The sequence below is a fragment of the Streptococcus mitis genome (assembly GCF_946190375.1).
GTDB classification, from domain to species: Bacteria; Bacillota; Bacilli; order Lactobacillales; family Streptococcaceae; genus Streptococcus; species Streptococcus mitis_CJ.
Genome location: NZ_CAMIAF010000016.1, coordinates 25,812 through 48,079 on the forward strand (window position 1 = coordinate 25,812; position 22,268 = coordinate 48,079).

Sequence of the window (22,268 nt, forward strand, 5' to 3'; positions counted from 1 at the left end):
GATTTCATGATACAATAAGTTTATGAATAGACAACAATTTATTATCATCGCGCTGTTTACAGCTGCTGAGACCTATTTTTTCAATGAAGCTTGGATGACTGGTCGTTATATTATGGCAGCCTTTTGGGCCATTTTGCTTTTTAGAAATTTCCGAGTTAGTTACTTGATGGGCAAGATTGTAGACGTCATTGACCAGCATTTAAAAGGAAAAGACTAGTCCTCAGCTTCTAGACAAAATCAAAGCCTTTTAGGCTTTTTTTTGTTATACTATAAAAGTATATTTATTGACCTTTTACCGTATTTTCTAGGGAAATCAAGTATGTTTCCAGTAAGAACTGTAAAGGTCTTGAAAAAGAAAGGAACTATTATGTCAGTATTAGAGATTAAAGATCTTCACGTCGAGATTGAAGGAAAAGAAATTTTAAAAGGGGTTAACCTGACCCTGAAAACAGGAGAAATCGCTGCTATCATGGGACCAAATGGTACTGGTAAATCGACTCTTTCTGCAGCTATCATGGGAAATCCAAACTATGAAGTTACCAAAGGTGAGGTCTTGTTTGATGGCGTAAACATCCTTGAGTTGGAAGTTGACGAGCGTGCGCGTATGGGACTTTTCCTTGCTATGCAATACCCATCAGAAATTCCTGGAATTACCAATGCTGAGTTTCTTCGTGCAGCTATGAATGCTGGTAAAGAAGACGATGAGAAGATTTCAGTTCGTGAGTTTATCACTAAATTGGATGAGAAGATGGAATTGCTCAACATGAAAGAAGAAATGGCTGAGCGTTACCTCAACGAAGGTTTCTCTGGTGGTGAGAAAAAACGAAATGAAATTCTTCAACTCTTGATGTTGGAACCAACTTTTGCCCTTTTGGATGAGATTGACTCTGGTCTTGATATTGATGCCCTTAAAGTTGTTTCTAAAGGTGTTAATGCCATGCGTGGTGAAGGCTTTGGTGCTATGATTATCACTCACTACCAACGTCTTTTGAACTACATCACACCTGATGTGGTACACGTCATGATGGAGGGGCGTGTTGTCCTTTCTGGTGGTCCAGAATTGGCTGCGCGTTTGGAACGTGAAGGATACGCAAAACTAGCTGAAGAACTTGGCTACGACTACAAGGAAGAATTGTAATTCCCTCGTATCTTTTAGGAGAAGTAAATGACTAAAGAAACTATTAAACTTTTTTCAGAAATGCACGCTGAACCAAGCTGGTTGGCTGATCTCCGTCAAAAAGCTTTTGACAAGATTGAGACTTTGGAATTACCAGTTATTGAGCGTGTCAAATTCCACCGTTGGAATCTGGGTGATGGAACGATTACAGAAAGTGAGCCATCAGCAAATGTTCCAGATTTCACTGCACTAGATAATCACTTGAAGTTGGTGCAAGTAGGAACTCAAACTGTTTTTGAGCAAACTCCAGTTGAGTTGGCTGAACAAGGAGTTGTCTTTACGGACTTTCATTCAGCTTTAGAAGAAATTCCAGAGCTGATCGAAGAATTCTTCATGTCATCTGTTAAGTATGACGATGACAAGTTGGCAGCCTACCATACAGCTTATTTCAATAGTGGTGCTGTTCTCTACATTCCTGATAACGTTGAGATTAAAGAACCAATCGAAGGAATTTTCTATCAAGACAGCGATAGCGATGTGCCGTTTAACAAGCATATTATGATTATCGCTGGTAAAAACTCTAAGATTAGTTATCTAGAACGTTTAGAGTCACGTGGTGGAGGAAGTGCCAAAGCAACTGCTAATATCACAGTAGAAGTGATTGCTCGTTCTGGTGCGCAAGTGAAGTTTGCGGCTATCGACCGTCTAGGTGAAAATGTTACTGCTTACATTAGCCGTCGTGGTAAACTAGGTAACGATGCAAGTATTGACTGGGCAATCGGTGTCATGAACGAAGGAAATGTCGTTGCGGATTTTGATAGTGACTTGATTGGTAATGGTAGCAATGCTGACCTTAAAGTGGTAGCTCTTTCAAGTGGCCGTCAGGTACAAGGGATTGATACCCGAGTAACTAACTATGGTTGCAACTCAATCGGAAATATCCTCCAACATGGGGTTATTCTTGAAAAAGCAACTTTAACTTTCAACGGTATCGGTCACATTATTAAGGGGGCCAAGGGAGCAGATGCGCAACAAGAGAGTCGTGTTCTTATGCTTTCAGACCAAGCGCGTTCAGATGCCAATCCAATTCTTTTGATTGATGAAAATGATGTTACTGCAGGTCATGCAGCTTCTATCGGTCAGGTAGATCCAGAAGATATGTACTACCTCATGAGCCGTGGCTTGGATAAGGCAACTGCAGAACGCTTGGTTGTTCGTGGTTTCCTTGGATCCGTTATCGTTGAGATCCCTGTCAAGGAAGTTCGTGATGAAATGATTGCAACTATCGAAGAAAAATTGTCAAAACGCTAAGGGGTAGCCTATGTTAGATGTAGAAGCGATTCGCAAGGATTTTCCAATTTTAGACCAGATTGTTAATGATGAACCATTGGTTTATTTGGACAATGCTGCGACGACACAAAAACCACTAGCAGTTCTGGAGACGATTAACCGCTACTATGAGAACGACAATGCCAATGTTCATCGTGGCGTTCATACCTTGGCTGAGAGAGCGACAGCATCTTATGAAGCTGCCCGTGAAACAATTCGTAAGTTTATCAATGCAGGGTCTACAAAGGAAGTTCTCTTTACAAGAGGAACGACAACTAGTCTTAACTGGGTAGCGCGTTATGCTGAGGAAGTCTTGACTGAGGGAGACCAGGTTTTGATTTCTGTCATGGAACACCATTCCAACATCATTCCTTGGCAGGAGGCCTGTCGCAAGACTGGGGCTGAGCTTGTCTATGTCTATCTCAAGGATGGAGCCTTGGATATGGATGATCTGCGAGCTAAATTGACTGATAGAGTCAAGTTTGTCTCCCTAGCTCACGCCTCAAATGTTCTTGGTGTGGTCAATCCAATCAAAGAAATCACTCAATTGGCCCACCAAGTGGGAGCCATCATGGTGGTGGATGGTGCTCAATCTACACCTCATATGAAGATTGATGTTCAGGACTTGGATGTGGACTTCTTTGCCTTTTCAGGTCACAAGATGGCTGGTCCGACTGGTATCGGTGTTCTTTATGGCAAAGAAAAGTATCTGGAGCAAATGTCACCAGTTGAATTTGGCGGTGAGATGATTGATTTCGTCTATGAGCAATCTGCTTGTTGGAAAGAATTGCCTTGGAAATTTGAGGCTGGAACTCCTAACATGGCTGGTGCAATCGGACTTGCTGCGGCAGTGGATTATCTGGAAAAGATTGGTATGGATTCCATTGAAGCTCATGAACAGGAATTAATCGCATACGTCTATCCAAAACTGCAGGCGATTGAAGGACTGACCATTTATGGTTCACAGGATTTGGCTCAACGTTCAGGTGTCATTGCCTTTAACCTAGGTGATCTTCATCCGCACGACCTAGCTACAGCACTTGATTATGAAGGAGTGGCTGTTCGCGCGGGTCACCATTGCGCTCAACCTTTGCTCCAGTATTTGGATGTCCCAGCAACAGCTCGTGCAAGTTTTTATATCTACAATACCAAGGCAGATTGCGACAAGTTGATCGATGCCTTACAAAAGACAAAGGAGTTTTTCAATGGCACTTTCTAAACTAGATAGCCTCTATATGGCAGTGGTAGCGGATCATTCGAAAAATCCACATCATCAAGGGAAGCTGGATGATGCTGAGCAAATCAGTCTCAATAATCCAACCTGTGGAGATGTTATCAATCTCTCCGTCAAGTTTGATGCAGATGACTGCTTGGAGGATATCGCTTTTCTAAACTCAGGTTGTACCATCTCGACTGCCTCTGCTAGCATGATGACAGATGCAGTTTTAGGAAAAACCAAACAAGAAATTTTAGAACTTGCAACTATTTTTTCTGAAATGGTTCAAGGGCAAAAAGATGAGCGTCAAGACCAACTTGGAGATGCATCTTTCTTATCAGGCGTTGCAAAATTCCCTCAACGAATTAAGTGTGCAACCCTAGCTTGGAATGCCCTGAAGAAAACAATTAAAAATCAAGAAAACAAGTAAGACAAGTTTCTTTTGTCTTATGGACTATTAGAAATGAAGAATGAAAGAAAGGATATTATGGCTGAAGAAAGAGTAGAACCAAAACCAATTGACCTTGGTGAATATAAATTTGGTTTCCATGATGATGTAGAGCCTGTCCTATCGACAGGAAAAGGATTGAACGAAGATGTCATTCGTGAACTATCAGCTGCTAAGGGAGAACCTGAGTGGATGTTAGAATTCCGTTTGAAGTCTTATGAAACCTTTAAAAAAATGCCCATGCAAACTTGGGGAGCAGACTTGTCAGAGATTGATTTTGATGACTTGATCTACTACCAAAAACCATCTGATAAACCAGCTCGTTCATGGGATGAGGTTCCTGAAAAAATCAAAGAAACCTTTGAACGTATCGGGATTCCAGAAGCTGAGCGTGCTTATCTAGCAGGTGCCTCTGCCCAGTATGAGTCAGAAGTGGTTTACCACAATATGAAGGAAGAGTTCCAGAAATTGGGGATTATCTTTACAGATACGGATTCTGCCCTCAAGGAATACCCAGACTTGTTTAAACAATACTTTGCGAAGTTGGTACCGCCAACAGATAACAAATTGGCTGCCCTTAACTCAGCAGTATGGTCTGGTGGAACCTTTATCTACGTACCAAAAGGGGTCAAAGTAGATATCCCACTTCAAACTTACTTCCGTATCAACAACGAAAATACTGGTCAGTTTGAACGTACCTTGATTATCGTTGATGAAGGAGCAAGTGTCCATTATGTAGAAGGATGTACAGCGCCTACTTATTCAAGTAACAGCTTGCACGCTGCCATCGTAGAAATCTTTGCTTTGGACGGAGCTTATATGCGCTATACAACCATCCAAAACTGGTCTGATAACGTCTATAACTTGGTAACCAAACGTGCTAAAGCTCAAAAGGATGCCACTGTTGAGTGGATTGATGGTAACTTGGGTGCTAAAACAACCATGAAATACCCATCTGTTTACCTAGATGGAGAAGGGGCGCGTGGTACCATGCTCTCTATTGCCTTTGCTAATGCAGGGCAACACCAGGACACTGGTGCCAAGATGATCCACAATGCTCCACATACCAGCTCGTCTATTGTGTCTAAATCCATCGCTAAAGGCGGAGGAAAGGTTGACTACCGTGGACAGGTAACCTTTAATAAGAACTCTAAGAAATCTGTCTCTCACATCGAATGTGATACCATTATCATGGATGACTTGTCAGCATCAGATACCATTCCATTTAATGAAATTCACAACTCACAAGTCGCTTTGGAACACGAAGCTAAGGTATCTAAGATTTCAGAAGAGCAACTCTATTACCTCATGAGCCGTGGATTGTCAGAATCTGAGGCAACTGAGATGATTGTTATGGGATTTGTGGAGCCCTTCACAAAAGAACTTCCAATGGAATATGCAGTTGAGCTGAATCGCTTGATTAGCTATGAAATGGAAGGATCAGTTGGGTAAAATTTGTTTTTAGATTTACCCCCAATCAAGGATCTTGAAGATGAACTTGTAACAACAAGAGACTGAGAAAAAGGTTTTAAGAACAGAAAATGCATGATATCAGGAGCGAGCCAAAAAAACTTGATATTATGCGTTTTATTGTATTCTCTAATGAAATAGAGTTTTTTCCTAAGCGCTTTTGATTTTTGATATATTTTTGTGAGGACGAAGTAAGACAATATATAAAATAGTCAGTTCAAGCCAGGGTATAGTTGCTTAGTTTTAAATAAGAATATTATAATAAAGCTATGGTATATAGTACAGATTTTAAACAAGGAGCATTAGATTACATTAAAGAGGGACATAGCCATGTCGAAGCAGCTAAAGTTTTTGATGTTGGCGTCAAAACTCTCTTCACGTGGGAAAAGAAAGACGTGAACAAGGACACTTAGAGCGGAAAAAGCGAGTCGTCACAAAGCGGAAAATCCCTTTAGAGGAATTGAAAGCCTTTGTAGAGGCTCATCCAGACGCTTTTTTACGGGAAATTGCGGCACATTTTGATTGTGTTGTTCCTTCAGTATGGACAGCTTTAAAGCAGATTAAGGACACCAGAAAGTCGCTGAGTTTCTTGATATTTTGGATAACCTAAAAGATTTACCAGTCGTATATATTGACGAAACAGGAATCGACCACTACCTCTATCGTCCTTATGCACGGGCTCCTATAGAGGAGAAAGTCTATGAAAAGATTAGCGAACGGTGTTTTGAGCGGACTTCAATTGTTGCAGGACAGGTAGACGGAGAGTTTATAGCTCCCATGATTTACGAGGAAAGTATGACAATCGATTTCTTTGTGGAGTGGTTTAAAACGTAACTCCTGCCTGCTTTGAAGACACCTCATGTCATTGTCATGGACAATGCTAGTTTTCATCCCAAGAACATTTTGGATGAACTCTGTATCCAAAATAGACACTTTCTCTTACCTCTACCACCTCATTCACCAGATTTGAATCCTATTGAGCAAGTTTGAGATATTTTGAAGAAGAAAGTGACGGATTTATTAAGGGAAGTTCCAAATATTTTTGAATGTTTGGAACGCTTTTTTAAAACTAAATGACTATAATTATAAAATGCTTATAGATTTTGATTTAAAATGAGTCAAAAAGCCGTTGCAAAGCGGTTTTTTGTTATAATTAAATGAAGAATGTAGAATTAAAGGAGAATAACATGACTTTTGAAGAAATTCTGCCTGGCTTAAAGGCTAAGAAAAAATATGTACGCACTGGTTGGGGAGGGGCGGAAAACTATGTCCAAATCTTTGACACTATCGAGCAAAATGGGGTTGCGCTTGAAGTAACGCCCTATTTCCTAATCAACGTATCTGGGGAGGGAGAAGGTTTTTCCATGTGGAGTCCGACACCTTGTGATGTTTTGGCGACAGATTGGGTAGAAGTGCATGACTAGGCGTGTACTCATTACAGGAGTGAGTTCAGGTATCGGATTGGCTCAGGCTCGACTTTTTTTAGAGAAGGACTATCAAGTTTATGGAGTGGACCAAGGTGAAAATCCATTCCTACAAGGTGATTTCCATTTTTTACAGAGAGATTTGACCTTGGACTTGGAGCCTATTTTTGACTGGTGTCCTCAGGTTGATGTTTTGTGCAATACTGCTGGAGTTTTGGATGATTATAAACCACTTTTGGAGCAATCAGCCCAGGAAATTCAAGAGATTTTTGAAATAAACTACGTGACTCCTGTTGAGTTGACTCGCTATTATTTGACACAAATGCTGGAAAATAAAAAGGGGGCCATTATCAATATGTGTTCTATCGCTTCTAGTCTAGCAGGCGGTGGTGGACACGCCTATACTTCTTCGAAGCACGCCCTAGCTGGCTTTACCAAGCAGTTGGCTCTAGACTATGCAGAAGCTGGTATTCAGGTCTTTGGTATTGCTCCAGGAGCAGTCAAGACGGGTATGACCGCTGCCGACTTTGAGCCAGGTGGATTGGCTGACTGGGTGGCGAGTGAAACGCCAATCAAGCGCTGGATTGAACCAGAGGAAGTGGCAGAAGTCAGTCTCTTGTTGGCCAGTGGAAAGGCATCTGCCATGCAAGGACAAATTCTGACAATAGATGGTGGCTGGTCTTTGAAGTAGGAGTAATTGGATGGAAATCAAAAATCACAGAAGAGAATGCATCGCCACTAGTCCTGAAAGTCAAAGCAGAATTATTAGGATTTCCATAATTGGACAAGACCTCTTACATGAATTGGAAGGTGAATGATGAGAAACCAACTAGCTCTTAGTGGCGAAAAAATTATTGCAAAAGTTTACCCCCAACTATTTCACCACATTGGCATGATTCGTGGGGAATATTTGTTGAGAGAGTTCAATCAAAACATCCTGTTACCAAGTTGTCAGGCATTTGTAAAAGATTATCTAGACACTATTTGCTTCTTGTACTCAGATGAAGAGGTTTGGTATCGTTTTTCAGAGTTAACAAATACAGAAGCCAATTGTTTAGAGGGGACTAAAGAGTATTTTGACGAAAATCATCCCTTGTTTGGCTATAGAGGAACTAGGCGTTTGCTGGCGTGTCCGGATGAATTTCAGACTGAAGCACATGTCGTTACAGAAGTTTATCAAATCAATCCCAATCTATCTCTTATCTTTCCTTTTGTCAATGATGCTGAACAGTTAAAACAAGCTATTAGAGTATTGCGCCAGCATGGTTTTACTGGGAAAGTCGGCACTATGATTGAATTACCGTCAGCGTATTTTGACTTGGACAGAATAATGGAAACAGGCATTTCAAAGATTGTAGTCGGAATGAATGATTTGACTTCTTTTGTTTTTGCCACTGTAAGAAACAGTCAATGGCATGATATGGAAAGTCCAATAATGTTAGATATGCTGAGACAGATGCAGGATAAAGCAAGGATGAAAAAGATTGATTTTGCTGTAGCAGGATATCTGAATGTTTCTTTCATACAAAAAATGAATCAGTTGGGTATCAAGTGCATTATTCACTACAGTTCTATTCTAGAGATTTTTGATTTAGAAATTGACCATGCAGATCATCTTAAACACATAAAAGAAGAAAGTAAAAAATCACAAAGGAGCGCCCATGACACCGCAAGAAATGTGGAATGCATACAAGAAAATTAACCCCTCTATCGGAGATGAAATCGATGCTTGGGCTTTTGGAGTGGAACCAGACCTTTTAGCAGATTTGGTTTTAAAAGGCGAAAAGACTGCAACAGCTTCAGCCTACGACCTTTACGCACTAGAAGGCGAACTTCTTCCGCAAGAAGGCACCTTTGACATCATTTTAGACAGTCAAAATCAGGCTGTCTGCATTGTCGAAATTACAAGGGTTTCCGTTCAGCCCTTTAATCAAGTTTCTGCGCAACATGCCTTTAATGAAGGGGAAGGTGACAAATCCCTAGCCTATTGGCGTCAGGTTCATGAGGATTGTTTCGCCGAGTGGCTGAGGGAGGCAGGACAGACTTTTACACCTGACAGCAAGGTTGTTTTAGAAGAATTTCGCAAGGTCTACCCCCTGTAGACTGTTAGACGGAAGAAAGTTTTAGAAATCGCTGTCCAATCCTTTTTTCTCAAGCAAAACATGATATAATAAGTTTGTTTGAAGAAGAGCAGCAGCTCTTAAACTTAGAATAGGAGAAAACTATGCAAGCAGTTGAACATTTTATTAAGCAATTTGTTCCTGAACATTATGATTTATTTTTAGACTTGAGTCGTGAGACCAAGACGTTTTCAGGGAAGGTGACCATCACTGGTCAAGCACAGAGTGACCGTATTTCCCTCCACCAAAAAGGCTTGGAAATCGCTTCTATAGAAGTTGCAGGTCAAGCTCGTCCATTTACAGTTGACCATGATAATGAAGCCCTTCATTTTGAACTTGCAGAAGCAGGTCAAGTTGAAGTGGTTATCGCTTTCTCAGGAAAAATTACAGACAACATGACAGGGATTTACCCTTCTTACTATACTGTTGATGGAGTTAAGAAGGAAGTCTTGTCTACTCAATTTGAGAGCCATTTTGCGCGCGAAGCCTTCCCATGTGTGGATGAGCCAGAAGCCAAAGCAACTTTTGACCTCTCTCTACGTTTTGACCAAGCAGAAGATGAATTGGCCTTGTCTAACATGCCAGAAATCGATGTTGAAAACCGTAAGGAAACAGGTATCTGGAAGTTTGAGACAACACCTCGCATGTCTTCTTACTTGTTGGCCTTTGTTGCGGGTGATTTGCAAGGGGTAACGGCTAAAACTAAAAACGGTACCCTCGTAGGTGTCTACTCAACCAAAGCCCATCCACTATCTAACCTTGATTTCTCACTTGATATCGCCGTTCGCTCTATCGAGTTTTACGAAGATTACTACGGAGTTAAGTACCCAATTCCTCAATCTCTCCACATCGCCCTTCCTGACTTCTCAGCAGGTGCTATGGAAAACTGGGGTCTGGTAACTTATCGTGAAGTCTACTTGGTTGTGGATGAGAACTCTACCTTTGCCAGCCGTCAACAGGTAGCTCTTGTCATTGCTCACGAACTTGCTCACCAATGGTTTGGTAACCTTGTGACTATGAAGTGGTGGGATGACCTCTGGCTCAATGAAAGCTTCGCGAACATGATGGAATACGTCTGTGTGGATGCCATCGAGTCAAGTTGGAATATCTTTGAAGATTTCCAAACAGGTGGAGTACCTCTCGCTCTTGAACGCGATGCGACGGATGGCGTTCAATCTGTTCACGTTGAAGTCAAACACCCAGATGAAATCAATACGCTCTTTGATGGAGCTATCGTCTATGCCAAAGGAAGTCGCCTCATGCACATGCTTCGTCGTTGGTTAGGGGATGCTGATTTTGCCAAAGGTTTGCACGCTTACTTTGAAAAACACCAATACGGAAATACCATTGGTCGTAACCTTTGGAATGCTCTCGGACAAGCATCTGGTCGTGATGTAGCAGCCTTCATGGATTCTTGGTTGGAGCAACCTGGTTATCCAGTCCTTACTGTCACAGTTGAAAATGATGTATTGAAGATTTCGCAAAAACAATTCTTTATCGGTGAACACGAAGATAAGAACCGACTTTGGGTAGTGCCACTCAATAGCAACTGGAAAGGTTTACCTGATACACTTGAAACTGAAAGTATCGAAATCCCTGGCTATGCAGCACTTCTTGCTGAAAATGAAGGAGCACTTCGTCTCAACACTGAAAATACAGCCCACTACATTACAGACTATCAAGGTCAATTACTTGATGCTGTGCTTGCAGACCTAGTAGAACTTGATAACACAAGTAAACTTCAAATCGTCCAAGAACGTCGTTTGCTTGCTGAAGCAGGGCACATTTCCTATGCTGATTTGCTCCCTGTCCTTGATAAACTTGCTAAAGAAGAATCTTACCTTGTCGTTTCAGCTGTTTCTCAAGTGATTTCTGCTCTTGAGCGTTTTATCGATGAAGGTACAGAAGCTGAAAGAGCCTTCAAAGCCTTGGTTGCTAAATTGGCTCGTCACAATTATGACCGTCTTGGTTTTGAAGCTAAAGACGGAGAATCAGATGAGGATGAATTGGTTCGTCAGCTGGCTGTTTCTATGATGATTCGCTCAAATGATGCAGCAGCTAGCCAAGTCGCTAGCCAAATCTTCGAAGCTCACAAGGATCATCTTGCAGGACTTCCAGCAGCTATTCGCTCACAAGTCCTGATCAATGAGATGAAACATCACGAGACCAAAGACTTGTTAGCACTTTATCTTGATACTTATACGCACGCAACAGATGCTGTCTTTAAACGTCAGTTGGCAGCCGCTCTTGCCTATAGTAAAGATGCGGACAATATCCAAACCTTGATTGCTGCTTGGAAGGACAAATTTGTGGTGAAACCGCAGGACTTGTCTGCTTGGTATTACCAATTCCTAGCTCACCAAGCAACTCAGGAAACAGCTTGGTCTTGGGCGCGTGAAAACTGGGCTTGGATTAAGGCAGCTCTTGGAGGAGATATGAGCTTTGATAGCTTTGTTATCCTTCCTGCGCATGTATTTAAGACTCAGCAACGTTTGGCAGAGTACAAGGAATTTTTTGAGCCACAACTTTCTGACCTTGCTCTTAGCCGTAACATCGGTATGGGAATCAAGGAAATTGCAGCGCGTGTTGACTTGATTAACCGTGAAAAAGCTGCAGTGGAAGTAGTCGTTCTTCAATACGGAAACGCATAAATAAGCCTAAAATAAAAAGAAAACTCAGCTATCTCATGTAAAACTCTTCGAAAATCAAATTCAAACCACGTCAGCGTCGCCTTACCGTACTCAAGTACAGCCTGCGGCTAGCTTCCTAGTTTGCTCTTTGATTTTCATTGAGTATAAAATGCAGAGAGTTGAGTTTTTTTAAGGCAAATTTGGTATAATGGTTTTAATAAGGAGGAGTTTCTCATGATAAAAATCTTATTGGTTGAGGATGACCTAGGCCTGTCAAATTCAGTATTTGACTTTTTAGACGATTTTGCGGATGTCATGCAGGTATTTGATGGGGAAGAAGGTCTCTACGAAGCTGAGAGTGGAGTCTATGATTTGATTTTGCTCGATTTGATGTTACCTGAAAAAAATGGCTTCCAAGTCTTGAAAGAATTGCGTGAAAAGGGAATTACGACACCAGTTCTGATTATGACTGCCAAGGAAAGTTTGGATGACAAGGGACATGGATTTGAACTGGGAGCGGATGACTATCTGACCAAACCTTTCTACTTAGAAGAACTCAAAATGCGGATTCAAGCCCTTCTCAAACGTTCAGGTAAGTTTAATGAAAATACGCTATCTTATGGAGATATTCTCATCAATTTATCAACAAATACCGTTAAGGTTGAAGATACTCCTGTCGAATTGCTGGGGAAAGAGTTCGATTTACTAGTTTATTTCCTTCAAAATCAAAATGTTATTTTGCCTAAGACTCAGATTTTTGATCGTCTATGGGGATTTGATAGTGACACAACGATTTCAGTTGTCGAAGTCTATGTTTCAAAAGTCCGTAAGAAATTAAAAGGAACCACTTTTGCAGAGAATTTGCAAACCTTGCGCAGTGTTGGGTATATTTTAAAAGATGTTCAGTAAACTAAAAAAAACATGGTATGCGGATGACTTTAGTTATTTTATCCGCAACTTTGGTGTCTTTACTCTGATTTTCTCCACCATGACCTTGATTATTTTGCAGGTCATGCATTCGAGTCTCTATACTTCGGTGGATGATAAGCTTCATGGACTGAGTGAAAATCCTCAGGCAGTTATTCAGCTGGCGGTAAATAGGGCGACAGAAGAGATTAAAGATTTAGAGAATGCCGCTACAGATACTAGTAAGACTGAAGTAAAACCCAATGTCAGTTCCAACACAGAAGTCATTCTTTTTGATAAGAATTTTACCCAGCTCCTTTCTGGAAATCGATTTTTGGGATTAGATAAGATTAAGTTAGAGAAGAAAGAACTAGGCCATATCTATCAGATTCAGGTTTTTAATAGCTATGGACAAGAAGAAATCTATCGCATGATTTTGATGGAAACCAATATTAGTTCGGTTTCAACCAATATCAAGTATGCAGCTATCTTGATTAATACCAGTCAGTTGGAGCAGGCTAGTCAAAAGCACGAGAAATTGATTGTGATTGTGATGGCTAGTTTCTGGATGTTGTCTTTGATTGCCAGTCTCTATCTAGCTAGGGTCAGTGTTCGTCCCCTGCTTGAGAGCATGCAGAAGCAACAGTCCTTTGTGGAAAATGCTAGTCATGAGTTACGAACTCCACTCGCAGTTTTGCAAAATCGCTTAGAGACCCTTTTTCGTAAGCCAGAAGCAACCATTATGGATGTAAGCGAAAGCATTGCCTCTAGTTTGGAAGAAGTCCGAAATATGCGTTTTTTGACAACAAACTTGTTGAACTTAGCTCGTAGAGATGATGGCATTAAGCCAGAACTTGCAGAAGTTCCAACTAGCTTTTTTAATACGACTTTCACAAACTATGAGATGATTGCTTCGGAAAATGATCGTGTCTTCCGTTTTGAAAATCGGATCCATCGCACGATTGTCACAGATCAGCTTCTCTTGAAGCAGTTGATGACTATCCTATTTGATAATGCTGTCAAGTATACTGAAGAGGATGGTGAAATTGATTTTCTTATCTCGGCGACCGATCGCAATCTGTATTTACTGGTTTCTGATAATGGAGTCGGTATTTCGACAGAAGATAAAAAGAAAATTTTTGACCGTTTTTATCGAGTAGACAAGGCTAGAACCCGCCAAAAAGGTGGTTTTGGTTTAGGATTATCTCTGGCCAAGCAAATTGTAGATGCGCTTAAAGGAACCATTACTGTTAAAGATAATAAACCCAAGGGAACAATCTTTGAAGTGAAGATTGCTATCCACACACCATCGAAAAAGAAAAAATAAAAATATCGCTCCAGACGGGGCGATATTTTGGATTACGTGACTTTCAGTCCGTTTCGCTAAGTCAGGTGTGAGACAGGCAAACCACCCGTTTTAGGGGTGATTATGATTAAAATAACATAAAAATCTTGACAGATAAACTTAAAAAATGTAAACTATTTACTGGTTAATTAATTGGTTAAATAACCAATTTAGAAAACTATTTAATCAAGTAAAGGAAGTTAAGAAAAAGCTTCATCATTTATTGAAATGAGGGATTTATGAAATTCAGTAAAAAGTATATAGCAGCTGGATCAGCTGTTATCGTATCCTTGAGTCTTTGTGCTTATGCATTGAACCAGCATCGATCGCAGGAAAATAAAGACAATAATCGTGTTTCTTATGTGGATGGTAGCCAATCAAGTCAGAAAAGTGAAAACTTGACACCAGATCAGGTTAGCCAGAAAGAAGGAATTCAGGCTGAGCAAATTGTCATCAAAATTACAGATCAGGGCTATGTGACGTCACACGGCGACCACTATCATTACTATAATGGGAAAGTTCCTTATGATGCCCTCTTTAGTGAAGAACTTCTGATGAAGGATCCAAACTACCAACTTAAAGATGGAGATATTGTCAATGAGGTCAAGGGTGGCTACATTATCAAGGTCAATGGAAAATATTATGTCTACCTGAAAGATGTAGCTCATGCTGATAATGTTCGAACTAAGGATGAAATCAATCGTCAAAAACAAGAACACGTCAAAGATAATGAGAAGGTCAGCTCTGATGTTGCTGTAGCAAGGTCTCAGGGACGCTATACGACAGATGATGGTTATGTCTTTAATCCAGCTGATATTATCGAAGATACGGGTGATGCTTATATCGTTCCTCATGGAGGACACTATCACTACATTCCAAAAAGTGATTTGTCTGCTAGTGAGTTAGCAGCAGCAAAAGCTCATTTAGCTGGCAAAAATACGCAACCGAGTCAGCTAAGCTATTCTTCAACAGCTAGTGACAATAACACGCAATCTGTAGCACAAGGCTCAACTAGCAAGCCAGCAAATAAAGCTGAAAATCTCCAAAGTCTATTGAAAGAACTCTACAATTCACCTAGCGACCAACGTTACAGTGAATCAGATGGTTTGGTCTTTGACCCTGCTAAGATTATCAGTCGTACACCAAATGGAGTTGCGATTCCGCATGGCGATCATTATCACTTTATTCCTTATAGCAAGCTCTCTCCTTTAGAAGAAAAGATTGCTAGAATGGTGCCTATCGGTGGAACTGATTCTACGGTCTCTACAAATGAAAAACCTCATGAAGTAGCGTCTAGTCTAGGAAGTCTTCCAACTAATTCGTCTACTTTGAATCATGAATCATTGACTACAAATAAGGCAATCTCTGCAACATCTGATGGCTATATCTTTAATCCAAAAGATATTGTTGAAGAAACTGCTACAGCTTATATTGTAAGACATGGTGATCATTTCCATTACATTCCTAAGACGAATCAAATTGGTCAACCGACTCTTCCAAACAATGGTCTAGCAACACCTTCGCCATCTCTTCCAGTCAATCCAGGAACTTCATATGAGAAACATGAAGAAGGTGGGCACGGCTTTGATGCTAATCGTATTATTGCTGAAGATGAAGCAGGATTTATCATGAGTCACGGCGACCACAATCATTACTTCTTCAAGAAGGATTTGACAGCTGATCAAATCAAGGCAGCGCAAGACCACTTGAAAGGGGCAAATACAGCAAAACCAAATCCAGCTCATGATGACGATCACGATGAAGATCATCATGGACACCATCATGGTGAAGACCATGATCACGGTTTTGATGCCGATCGTGTCATTAGTGAGGATGATCAAGGCTTTGTCATGAGTCACGGCGACCATAATCATTACTTCTATAAGAAAGATTTGACAGCTGAGCAAATTAAGGTCGCACAGGATCATCTGAAAACACATCATGATGCAGAGCCTGTAAAACCTCTTGCTAAAACGGTAGAGTCTTTCTCAAGAGATGCTAGCGATGAAGAAAAGATTGCTTATATTTCGAAGACCTACGGTGTTCCACTTGAAGCGATTAGAATTTCAAACGGATTCTTTGTTTTTGGAAATCCAGACCAAGCCTACGATCCAACTCATATCCATCCCTATGCTGTTCGTAAGGAACACGTTCGACTTCCACTCCAGACTGGAAATCCAGAACTTGATTTCCTAAATGAACTCTATACCACTGCTTTGCGAGATGGTGTGTCTCCTTATAGTTTACAGGTAGAAAATGGTAGTTTTGTGATTCCTCATGGCGATCACAATCACTACATCAAGGTTCAAACGAAGGGCTATGAAGTAGCTTTGAAAAACAAGATTCCAGCCCTACAATCCAATTATCAACCTGGAGCTTTTGATGAAAAGGTTGTCTTGGAAAAAGTAGATCAACTTCTAGCTGATAGCAGAAGCATCTACAAAGACAAGCCTATCGAACAAAGACAGATTGAGTTAGCCTTAGGTCAGTTTACTGAGAACATGAAGAAACTGGCAACTAACTCTACAGCAGGTTATCTTGCGACACTGGATCTCTTTGATAAGCAATATATCCATATTGATGAGAGTGTCAAGCCTGCTGAAACAAGTGCTTTAGATAAGAAATATCAAGCTTTGATTGATAAAATCAATACACTGGATACAGACTCTTATGGACTTCCTAAGAAAGACCTTCTCGTTCGACTCCAGGAAGCTAAGTTGGCTAAAGATGAGGCTGGTTTAGCAGCGGTTGAATCACAACTTCAAGCCTTGCAAGACTTTAATGATCGAACAGGTGTTACAACTGTAGAATACATCAAGTATTTCTACGAACACGTAAATGACGGTCGTTTGAATGATGAACTTCGAAACAAAGTGGCTCAGTTGACTTGGACCTTGTATCAATCTCAATCCTTCCTTAAGGCGGCAGAATTGAACAAATTATTCCCAAGTATCTATCAGGCAAAACAAGAAGTGGAAGAAGCTTTGAAAGCTCAGCCAACTACTGCGAAATCAAGTCAGACAGTTCTAGATACTGAAAAAGTTGATAATCAAAGTGCCAAGACAGCTATTTATGGCTTCTTGAAAGAATTGTATGGAGACTTTATGCCTGAAGAGCATGTGAATCATGTCAGCAAGGAACAAGTAGAAAATCTCTTGAGCAAGGCAACTCAACTCTTAGAGCAAATCCAAGAAGAAGGAATCAGACAATCCTTGGGAGAAGAAGTAGAAAATCTCAAAGCTGCTACAAACAAGGCTGATGCAGACTTGGATGAAGTAAATAGTCAGGTGAAAGATGTCTTGACTCGTATCGCTAGCGCTCTTCAACAAGAGAAGGAAAATGCTGAGCAAGATCCTCAGACACTTGTACTCTATCAAAAACTTTACAATATCCTCATGTCACTTCACGCTTACTTAGAAAACAATAAGGGTTCTGATGAGGACTTTGATAAGGTGGATGCTCTACTAGATCAACTTTCTGCTAAGAGTAAAGATAAGTCTGCTTTACTTGAATTGACAAAAGCTATTCTGGTCTTGAATCAAGAAATCAAGTCAAAATCAAGTGCGAGTGAAGAAGCAAGTCCAGCAACAAATACCGAGGCAAATGGTGATAACAGCAGTGCTGAGAACCAACCAAATGTAGCTACAGAATCTAACAGTGAAACTGCTAGCGACGAAAACAAACCGAGCAACGCAACAGGTTCTAAATCTGCTGAATCAGTTTCAGAAAAGGAAACAACAGAATCTCCAACAAGTACTGGAAATCAAGAAAAACCAGTAGAATAAAAATGTTTGTGGTCGTAGATCTAGGAGATTTTCCCATTCAAGGCTGTTTCCTATTTCTCATTGTAATTATAAACCATGGCAAGATAAGAAAACGAGCATTTCCAACTGAGGAGGTGCTCGTTTTTTGATAGTTAGAAGTAGTTTTTATCCGTCTATTTAGAGTTGATTACAAATAATCTTGAAAGAAATTATTGACTTGAATGTGGATATAAGATTTATTCACTGATTATAATGTTTAAATAGCGCTCCAAAGCAAAGAATTATCCTCATGAGTATGAATCTTATAAATTAACTACCTCCAAACCATGTTCTGTCAAGCGATAGATGCTTGAACAGACCTCTTTTAAGAAAAGACGGTCATGCGAAACAGTGATGAGTCCGCCTGGATATGTAGCAAAGAGTTTTCTAATTTGGGGTTGAGAAGTTGGAGAAAAGTTTCGTGTAGGTTCATCCAACAGGAGAAAGTTTGGTTTGCGCAGCACTAAATCCAAAAGCAGGAGTTTTCCCTGTTGCCCGCCAGATAAGGAGCGAATTTGATGCTGCATTTCTGGATAACTGAAATTGAGACTGGCTAAGTGAGATTGGATTTTCTGCAGTTCCTCTTTTTCTCCAGTTTTGCTGAGGTAGGCTATTGGTGATAAATCCAATTTCAGTTTTTTGTGGTAATCTTGTGGCATAAAACCAAGCGAAATCTCTCTTTTATCATTAAGAAGTTGCTTTAATTTAGCTAATAGAGTTGATTTCCCAATACCATTTGGGCCAATGATACCGATTTTTTCTTGTCCACGGACAGTTAGTTGTAGTTCCTGAGCCAAAACACGGTCGTCAATGGACAAATTTTCTTTTTCCAGTTGGATTAAGACTTTAGATGCTGATAATGGCTGTATATCTGAGAAAAAAAGTCTAATTTCTTCCTCTTCAAGTGGTTTTTGGGTCATGGACTGAGCTGTCTTTTCAAAGCGTTTTTCTTGAGAGAGAACAGTTTTCATCTTTTTAGCCAATAGGCGACCTGCAGTACTGTCTTTGGTAGCTCGAAGCGCAGTTTCTACATTCTGCTTGACTCGCCGATGTTTTTCCATGGTTTTATCGTAGGCTCTTTGGTCGTTAGCAGCTTGCTGGCTTTGTCTGGCAAAATTAGCCTTTCTCTGCTCACTATAGCGATCATAGTCTAAATGCTCTACTAGCGTTTCTGCTTCTTTACGGTGCTTGACCAGTCGCAAGTGAACAATAGTGTCTGCCGTTTCAGAAAGAAAGTCTTCATCATGGGAGATGAAAATAACAGTTTGCCGAATCTTTCGAATCTGACATTTTAGCCAATCAACCGTCTCAAGGTCTAGGTCATTTGAAGGTTCATCTAAAAATAGAATATCAAAGGGGTTGGCTAACTCATGGATGAGCTGAATTTTCAAAGCTTCACCCCCTGATAGACTACCAATCTCTTGGTCGCTTGCGAAACGATTGCTATCAAAATGCAATTCCTCTGCTAAACGATAGAGGATACTGTAGTCTAAATCAATAGAATCTAAAAAGAAGTAGTCGTGTAGACTTCTCTTTTTCAGCTCCTCGGGAAGTTTTTGAGGAATGTAGGCCAGAGAATGATAGTCAGACTGGATGTCGCCCCTGATAGTAAAATCAGGTAATGCTTCCCCCATTAAAGCTCGTAGTAAGGTTGATTTGCCATTTCCTTCCTCTCCAATAATAGCTACCTTTTCCCCATCCTGGATGGTCATGCTTAGGTCAGAGACAAGGTCTCGTAAATCTTTGTTTTGTGTGATGGTCAGGTGATTGATTTTTATCATATGATTGCCCTTTCTAGAATGTTGTCCATAGTGCATAACAAAAAGCTCTACTTTACCTAGTAGAGCCAAAGTTTATGTCAAAAAACTCTATTAATACTCTTCGAAAATCTCTTCAAACCACGTCAGCGTCGCCTTACCGTAGATATGATTACTGACTTCGTCAGTTCTATCCACAACCTCAAAACAGTGTTTTGAGCTGACTTCGTCAGTCTTATCTACAACCTCAAAGCAGTGCTTTGAGCAGCCTGCGGCTAGCTTCCTAGTTTGATCTTTGATTTTCATTGAGTATAAAATGCCAGAAAAAGAGCATAAAAGAGCACACAAAAAGAGACAAAAACAAGATCTACTAAATAAAGGTTCTTTATTTGATAGATTTAGTTGTTCATGTCTCCCTTACCTCCGAGTATTAGTATCTTTATCCTATACCTTTAAGGAAATTTTGTCAACAGAAAACTGGAAATTCCAATCTCTAAAATACCTCTAAAATACGAGTGGTAAGCATTTGTAATGAGTTCTTTGTCTTCCATAGGGGCATCCTCCTTGCTATCATGTATTCTTGCCTATAGTATAGCACCAAAAAATATAGTGATAAATATATTAAAAAATCGAATTTTAATTACAAAGTTTGGTGGGCTGATTTGTAGGCTTTTCATGGTATAATCAAGAGAGTAAATCTTTATGGAGGAAGTATGAAATTAAATATTCAAGAAATTCGTAAGCAGTCTGAAGGCTTGCATTTTGAACAAACGTTAGACCTAGCCGCAGACCTGCGTGCACGCAATCAAGAAATTTTAGATGTAAAAGATATCCTTGCAGTTGGGAAAGTACAGTACGAAGACCGTATGTATTTCTTAGATTATCAACTATCTTATACCATTGTTCTTGCTTCAAGTCGCAGTATGGAACCAGTTGAGTTAGTTGAATCTTATCCAGTAACGGAAGTTTTCATGGAAGGTGCATCTAACCAACTAGATCAGGAAGTTTTAGACGATGATTTGGTCCTTCCTATCGAAAATGGAGAACTTGACCTTGCTGAGAGCGTGTCAGATAATATCCTTCTGAACATTCCTATCAAGGTCTTGACGGCTGAAGAAGAAGCTGGTCAAGGATTTGTTTCAGGAAATGACTGGCAAATCATGACTGAGGAAGAATACCAAGCTCAACAGGCAGTTAAGAAAGAAGAAAACAGTCCTTTTGCTGGCTTACAAGGACTATTTGACGGAGACGAATAATGGTCTTGTCAAAAAAACGTGCACGAAAGGTGCTAGAAGAAATCATTGCTCTTTTTCCAGATGCCAAGCCTAGTCTTGATTTCACCAATCATTTTGAACTCTTGGTTGCGGTCATGTTGTCAGCTCAGACAACGGATGCAGCGGTAAATAAGGCCACACCAGGTCTCTTTGCTGCCTTTCCAACGCCACAAGCCATGTCTGTTGCAACAGAAAGTGAAATTGCCTCACACATTTCTCGCCTGGGACTGTATCGAAATAAGGCTAAATTCCTAAAAAAATGTGCCCAACAGTTACTAGATGATTTCGATGGTCAAGTCCCTCAAACACGTCAGGAATTAGAGAGTTTGGCAGGTGTTGGTCGCAAGACGGCCAATGTTGTCATGAGTGTAGGATTTGGGATTCCAGCCTTTGCAGTAGACACTCATGTGGAGCGTATTTGCAAACACCATGATATCGTCAAAAAATCAGCGACACCACTTGAGGTGGAAAAGCGGGTCATGGATATCTTACCACCTGAGCAGTGGTTAGCAGCCCATCAGGCCATGATTTATTTTGGAAGAGCTATTTGTCATCCTAAAAATCCAGAGTGTGACCAGTACCCACAGTTATATGACTTTAGCAATTTATAAGCAATTTATAAGCAATTTATAAGGGTAAATTCCCAAACTAACTTCCACCGCTAATCCAAGTGGAAGTTAGTCTGATAAAAATCGTAAAAACCAGTGGAATTCCGTGTCAGGGTAAGTTCCACTGGTTTTACTAATGCTTGATTTCATCGCTTTTATAGCCAAAATGAATCGAAAAAAAGAGCGCACAAAATCCCCTCATCTGAAAGCGTTTCAGATTAAGTTCCGCTATGGTGGAAGTTATTGTGAGACGTTTGAATGCGGTTAAAGGTTAGTTTTTAGAACTTATGTTGGAGTAATTTAGACGACTGACAGACGTCTTCTGCAGGTATTTTAGAAATGCCGAGAAGCTTAGGAATCTCTTCTCCATAGGTAAATGCAAAGAGCTCATAGGCTGACTTTCCATTCAAAGCAGCACGTTTGACGCTGTTGACATGCGAACAAACGAGATTGATGTCCTCTTGAGTTAAATTGTCAAAAGAAGTTCCTTTAGGTAGAATGTCGCGAATCAGCGTGTGATTTTTCTCAATTCTGCCTTTCTGGTCAGAGCGATTAGGGTCACAAAAGAACAGCTTACTCTCTCCTCGCACATCCATTTCGATATCATCGACCCTGGCAAACTCCCCACCATTATCGGTCAGAATGACAGGAAAGAGTTGGAAGAAATCTTTGTCAGCTTGGTGAAGAGTGTTCTTGATGTCATAGAGGTGTTTGGTAACCTCAAGGGCAGTTTTATTATCCAGCAGTCTAGCGAAGATAAAGTTACAGAAAGATAGATTGAAGGTGAGTAGGACTTTACCTCCCATCCTCCCCATAACGGT

Annotated in this window: 19 protein-coding genes and 2 pseudogenes; 18 read left to right on the forward strand and 3 right to left on the reverse strand. The window is 40.5% G+C overall.

Annotation, left to right across the window (positions count from 1 at the left end; all coding sequences use genetic code 11):
- Positions 1–22 precede the first annotated feature (22 nt).
- From N8M09_RS08290 to N8M09_RS08365, 16 genes and pseudogenes are all read left to right on the forward strand, one after another.
- On the forward strand, positions 23–217 hold the full coding sequence (locus N8M09_RS08290; RefSeq protein WP_001081602.1) for a DUF3272 domain-containing protein: 195 nt from the start codon (positions 23–25) through the stop codon (positions 215–217).
- A 150-nt stretch (positions 218–367) separates the two neighbouring features.
- On the forward strand, positions 368–1,138 hold the full coding sequence (gene sufC, locus N8M09_RS08295; protein WP_000114489.1) for a Fe-S cluster assembly ATPase SufC: 771 nt from the start codon (positions 368–370) through the stop codon (positions 1,136–1,138).
- Between the two features lie 27 nt (positions 1,139–1,165).
- Positions 1,166–2,428, forward strand: coding sequence for a Fe-S cluster assembly protein SufD (gene sufD / locus N8M09_RS08300; protein WP_261064844.1), 1,263 nt, complete (start codon positions 1,166–1,168; stop codon positions 2,426–2,428).
- Positions 2,429–2,438: 10 nt separating this feature from the next.
- Positions 2,439–3,665, forward strand: coding sequence for a cysteine desulfurase (locus tag N8M09_RS08305; protein ID WP_261064845.1), 1,227 nt, complete (start codon positions 2,439–2,441; stop codon positions 3,663–3,665).
- Positions 3,652–4,092, forward strand: a complete 441-nt coding sequence (gene sufU / locus N8M09_RS08310) for a Fe-S cluster assembly sulfur transfer protein SufU (RefSeq protein WP_261054186.1) — start codon at positions 3,652–3,654, stop codon at positions 4,090–4,092. The genes N8M09_RS08305 and sufU overlap by 14 nt, the downstream gene beginning before the upstream one ends.
- A gap of 57 nt (positions 4,093–4,149) precedes the next feature.
- Positions 4,150–5,562 carry a Fe-S cluster assembly protein SufB gene (gene sufB, locus N8M09_RS08315; RefSeq protein ID WP_000797054.1) on the forward strand — a complete coding sequence of 471 codons (1,413 nt, stop codon included), beginning with the start codon at positions 4,150–4,152 and terminating at the stop codon, positions 5,560–5,562.
- A 287-nt stretch (positions 5,563–5,849) separates the two neighbouring features.
- Positions 5,850–6,657 (forward strand): annotated as a pseudogene (locus tag N8M09_RS08320) (IS630 family transposase).
- A 110-nt stretch (positions 6,658–6,767) separates the two neighbouring features.
- Positions 6,768–7,004, forward strand: coding sequence for a DUF2829 domain-containing protein (locus tag N8M09_RS08325; protein WP_314726061.1), 237 nt, complete (start codon positions 6,768–6,770; stop codon positions 7,002–7,004).
- Positions 6,997–7,695 (forward strand): 3-oxoacyl-ACP reductase, encoded by a 699-nt coding sequence (locus N8M09_RS08330; RefSeq protein ID WP_261064847.1) that lies wholly within the window; start codon positions 6,997–6,999, stop codon positions 7,693–7,695. Before N8M09_RS08325 ends, N8M09_RS08330 begins: the two co-directional genes overlap by 8 nt.
- Before the next feature lie 20 nt (positions 7,696–7,715).
- Positions 7,716–7,784: pseudogene (locus tag N8M09_RS08335) on the forward strand (NUDIX hydrolase); the annotation flags it as partial.
- Between the two features lie 37 nt (positions 7,785–7,821).
- Positions 7,822–8,706, forward strand: a complete 885-nt coding sequence (locus tag N8M09_RS08340) for a putative PEP-binding protein (protein WP_261064848.1) — start codon at positions 7,822–7,824, stop codon at positions 8,704–8,706.
- Complete coding sequence (locus N8M09_RS08345) at positions 8,666–9,106, forward strand: ASCH domain-containing protein (RefSeq protein ID WP_261064849.1); 441 nt, start codon at positions 8,666–8,668, stop codon at positions 9,104–9,106. Before N8M09_RS08340 ends, N8M09_RS08345 begins: the two co-directional genes overlap by 41 nt.
- A gap of 122 nt (positions 9,107–9,228) precedes the next feature.
- A complete protein-coding gene (locus N8M09_RS08350) occupies positions 9,229–11,775 on the forward strand; it encodes a M1 family metallopeptidase (RefSeq protein WP_261064850.1) in 2,547 nt (848 codons plus the stop codon).
- Between the two features lie 213 nt (positions 11,776–11,988).
- On the forward strand, positions 11,989–12,663 hold the full coding sequence (gene ciaR, locus N8M09_RS08355) for a two-component system response regulator CiaR (protein WP_000590627.1): 675 nt from the start codon (positions 11,989–11,991) through the stop codon (positions 12,661–12,663).
- Complete coding sequence (gene ciaH / locus N8M09_RS08360) at positions 12,653–13,987, forward strand: two-component system sensor histidine kinase CiaH (protein ID WP_261064851.1); 1,335 nt, start codon at positions 12,653–12,655, stop codon at positions 13,985–13,987. Before ciaR ends, ciaH begins: the two co-directional genes overlap by 11 nt.
- Before the next feature lie 257 nt (positions 13,988–14,244).
- Positions 14,245–17,790, forward strand: a complete 3,546-nt coding sequence (locus tag N8M09_RS08365) for a pneumococcal-type histidine triad protein (protein ID WP_261064852.1) — start codon at positions 14,245–14,247, stop codon at positions 17,788–17,790.
- A gap of 281 nt (positions 17,791–18,071) precedes the next feature.
- On the opposite strand, the gene N8M09_RS08370 is transcribed toward N8M09_RS08365, so the two are convergent.
- Together N8M09_RS08370 and N8M09_RS08375 are read right to left on the reverse strand one after the other, a co-directional pair.
- Positions 18,072–19,625 carry an ATP-binding cassette domain-containing protein gene (locus N8M09_RS08370; protein WP_261064853.1) on the reverse strand — a complete coding sequence of 518 codons (1,554 nt, stop codon included), beginning with the start codon at positions 19,623–19,625 and terminating at the stop codon, positions 18,072–18,074.
- Between the two features lie 54 nt (positions 19,626–19,679).
- Complete coding sequence (locus N8M09_RS08375; RefSeq protein WP_000692795.1) at positions 19,680–19,871, reverse strand: hypothetical protein; 192 nt, start codon at positions 19,869–19,871, stop codon at positions 19,680–19,682.
- Positions 19,872–20,278: 407 nt separating this feature from the next.
- Here N8M09_RS08375 and N8M09_RS08380 point away from each other — a divergent pair, with 407 nt between their 5' ends.
- Both N8M09_RS08380 and nth read left to right on the forward strand, forming a co-directional pair.
- Positions 20,279–20,821 (forward strand): YceD family protein, encoded by a 543-nt coding sequence (locus tag N8M09_RS08380; protein ID WP_261046232.1) that lies wholly within the window; start codon positions 20,279–20,281, stop codon positions 20,819–20,821.
- Complete coding sequence (nth, locus tag N8M09_RS08385) at positions 20,821–21,450, forward strand: endonuclease III (protein ID WP_138335931.1); 630 nt, start codon at positions 20,821–20,823, stop codon at positions 21,448–21,450. The genes N8M09_RS08380 and nth overlap by 1 nt, the downstream gene beginning before the upstream one ends.
- 275 nt (positions 21,451–21,725) lie before the next feature.
- Here nth and N8M09_RS08390 read toward each other — a convergent pair.
- On the reverse strand, positions 21,726–22,268 hold a 543-nt coding region (locus N8M09_RS08390; protein ID WP_369009850.1), incomplete at its 5' end, for a transposase.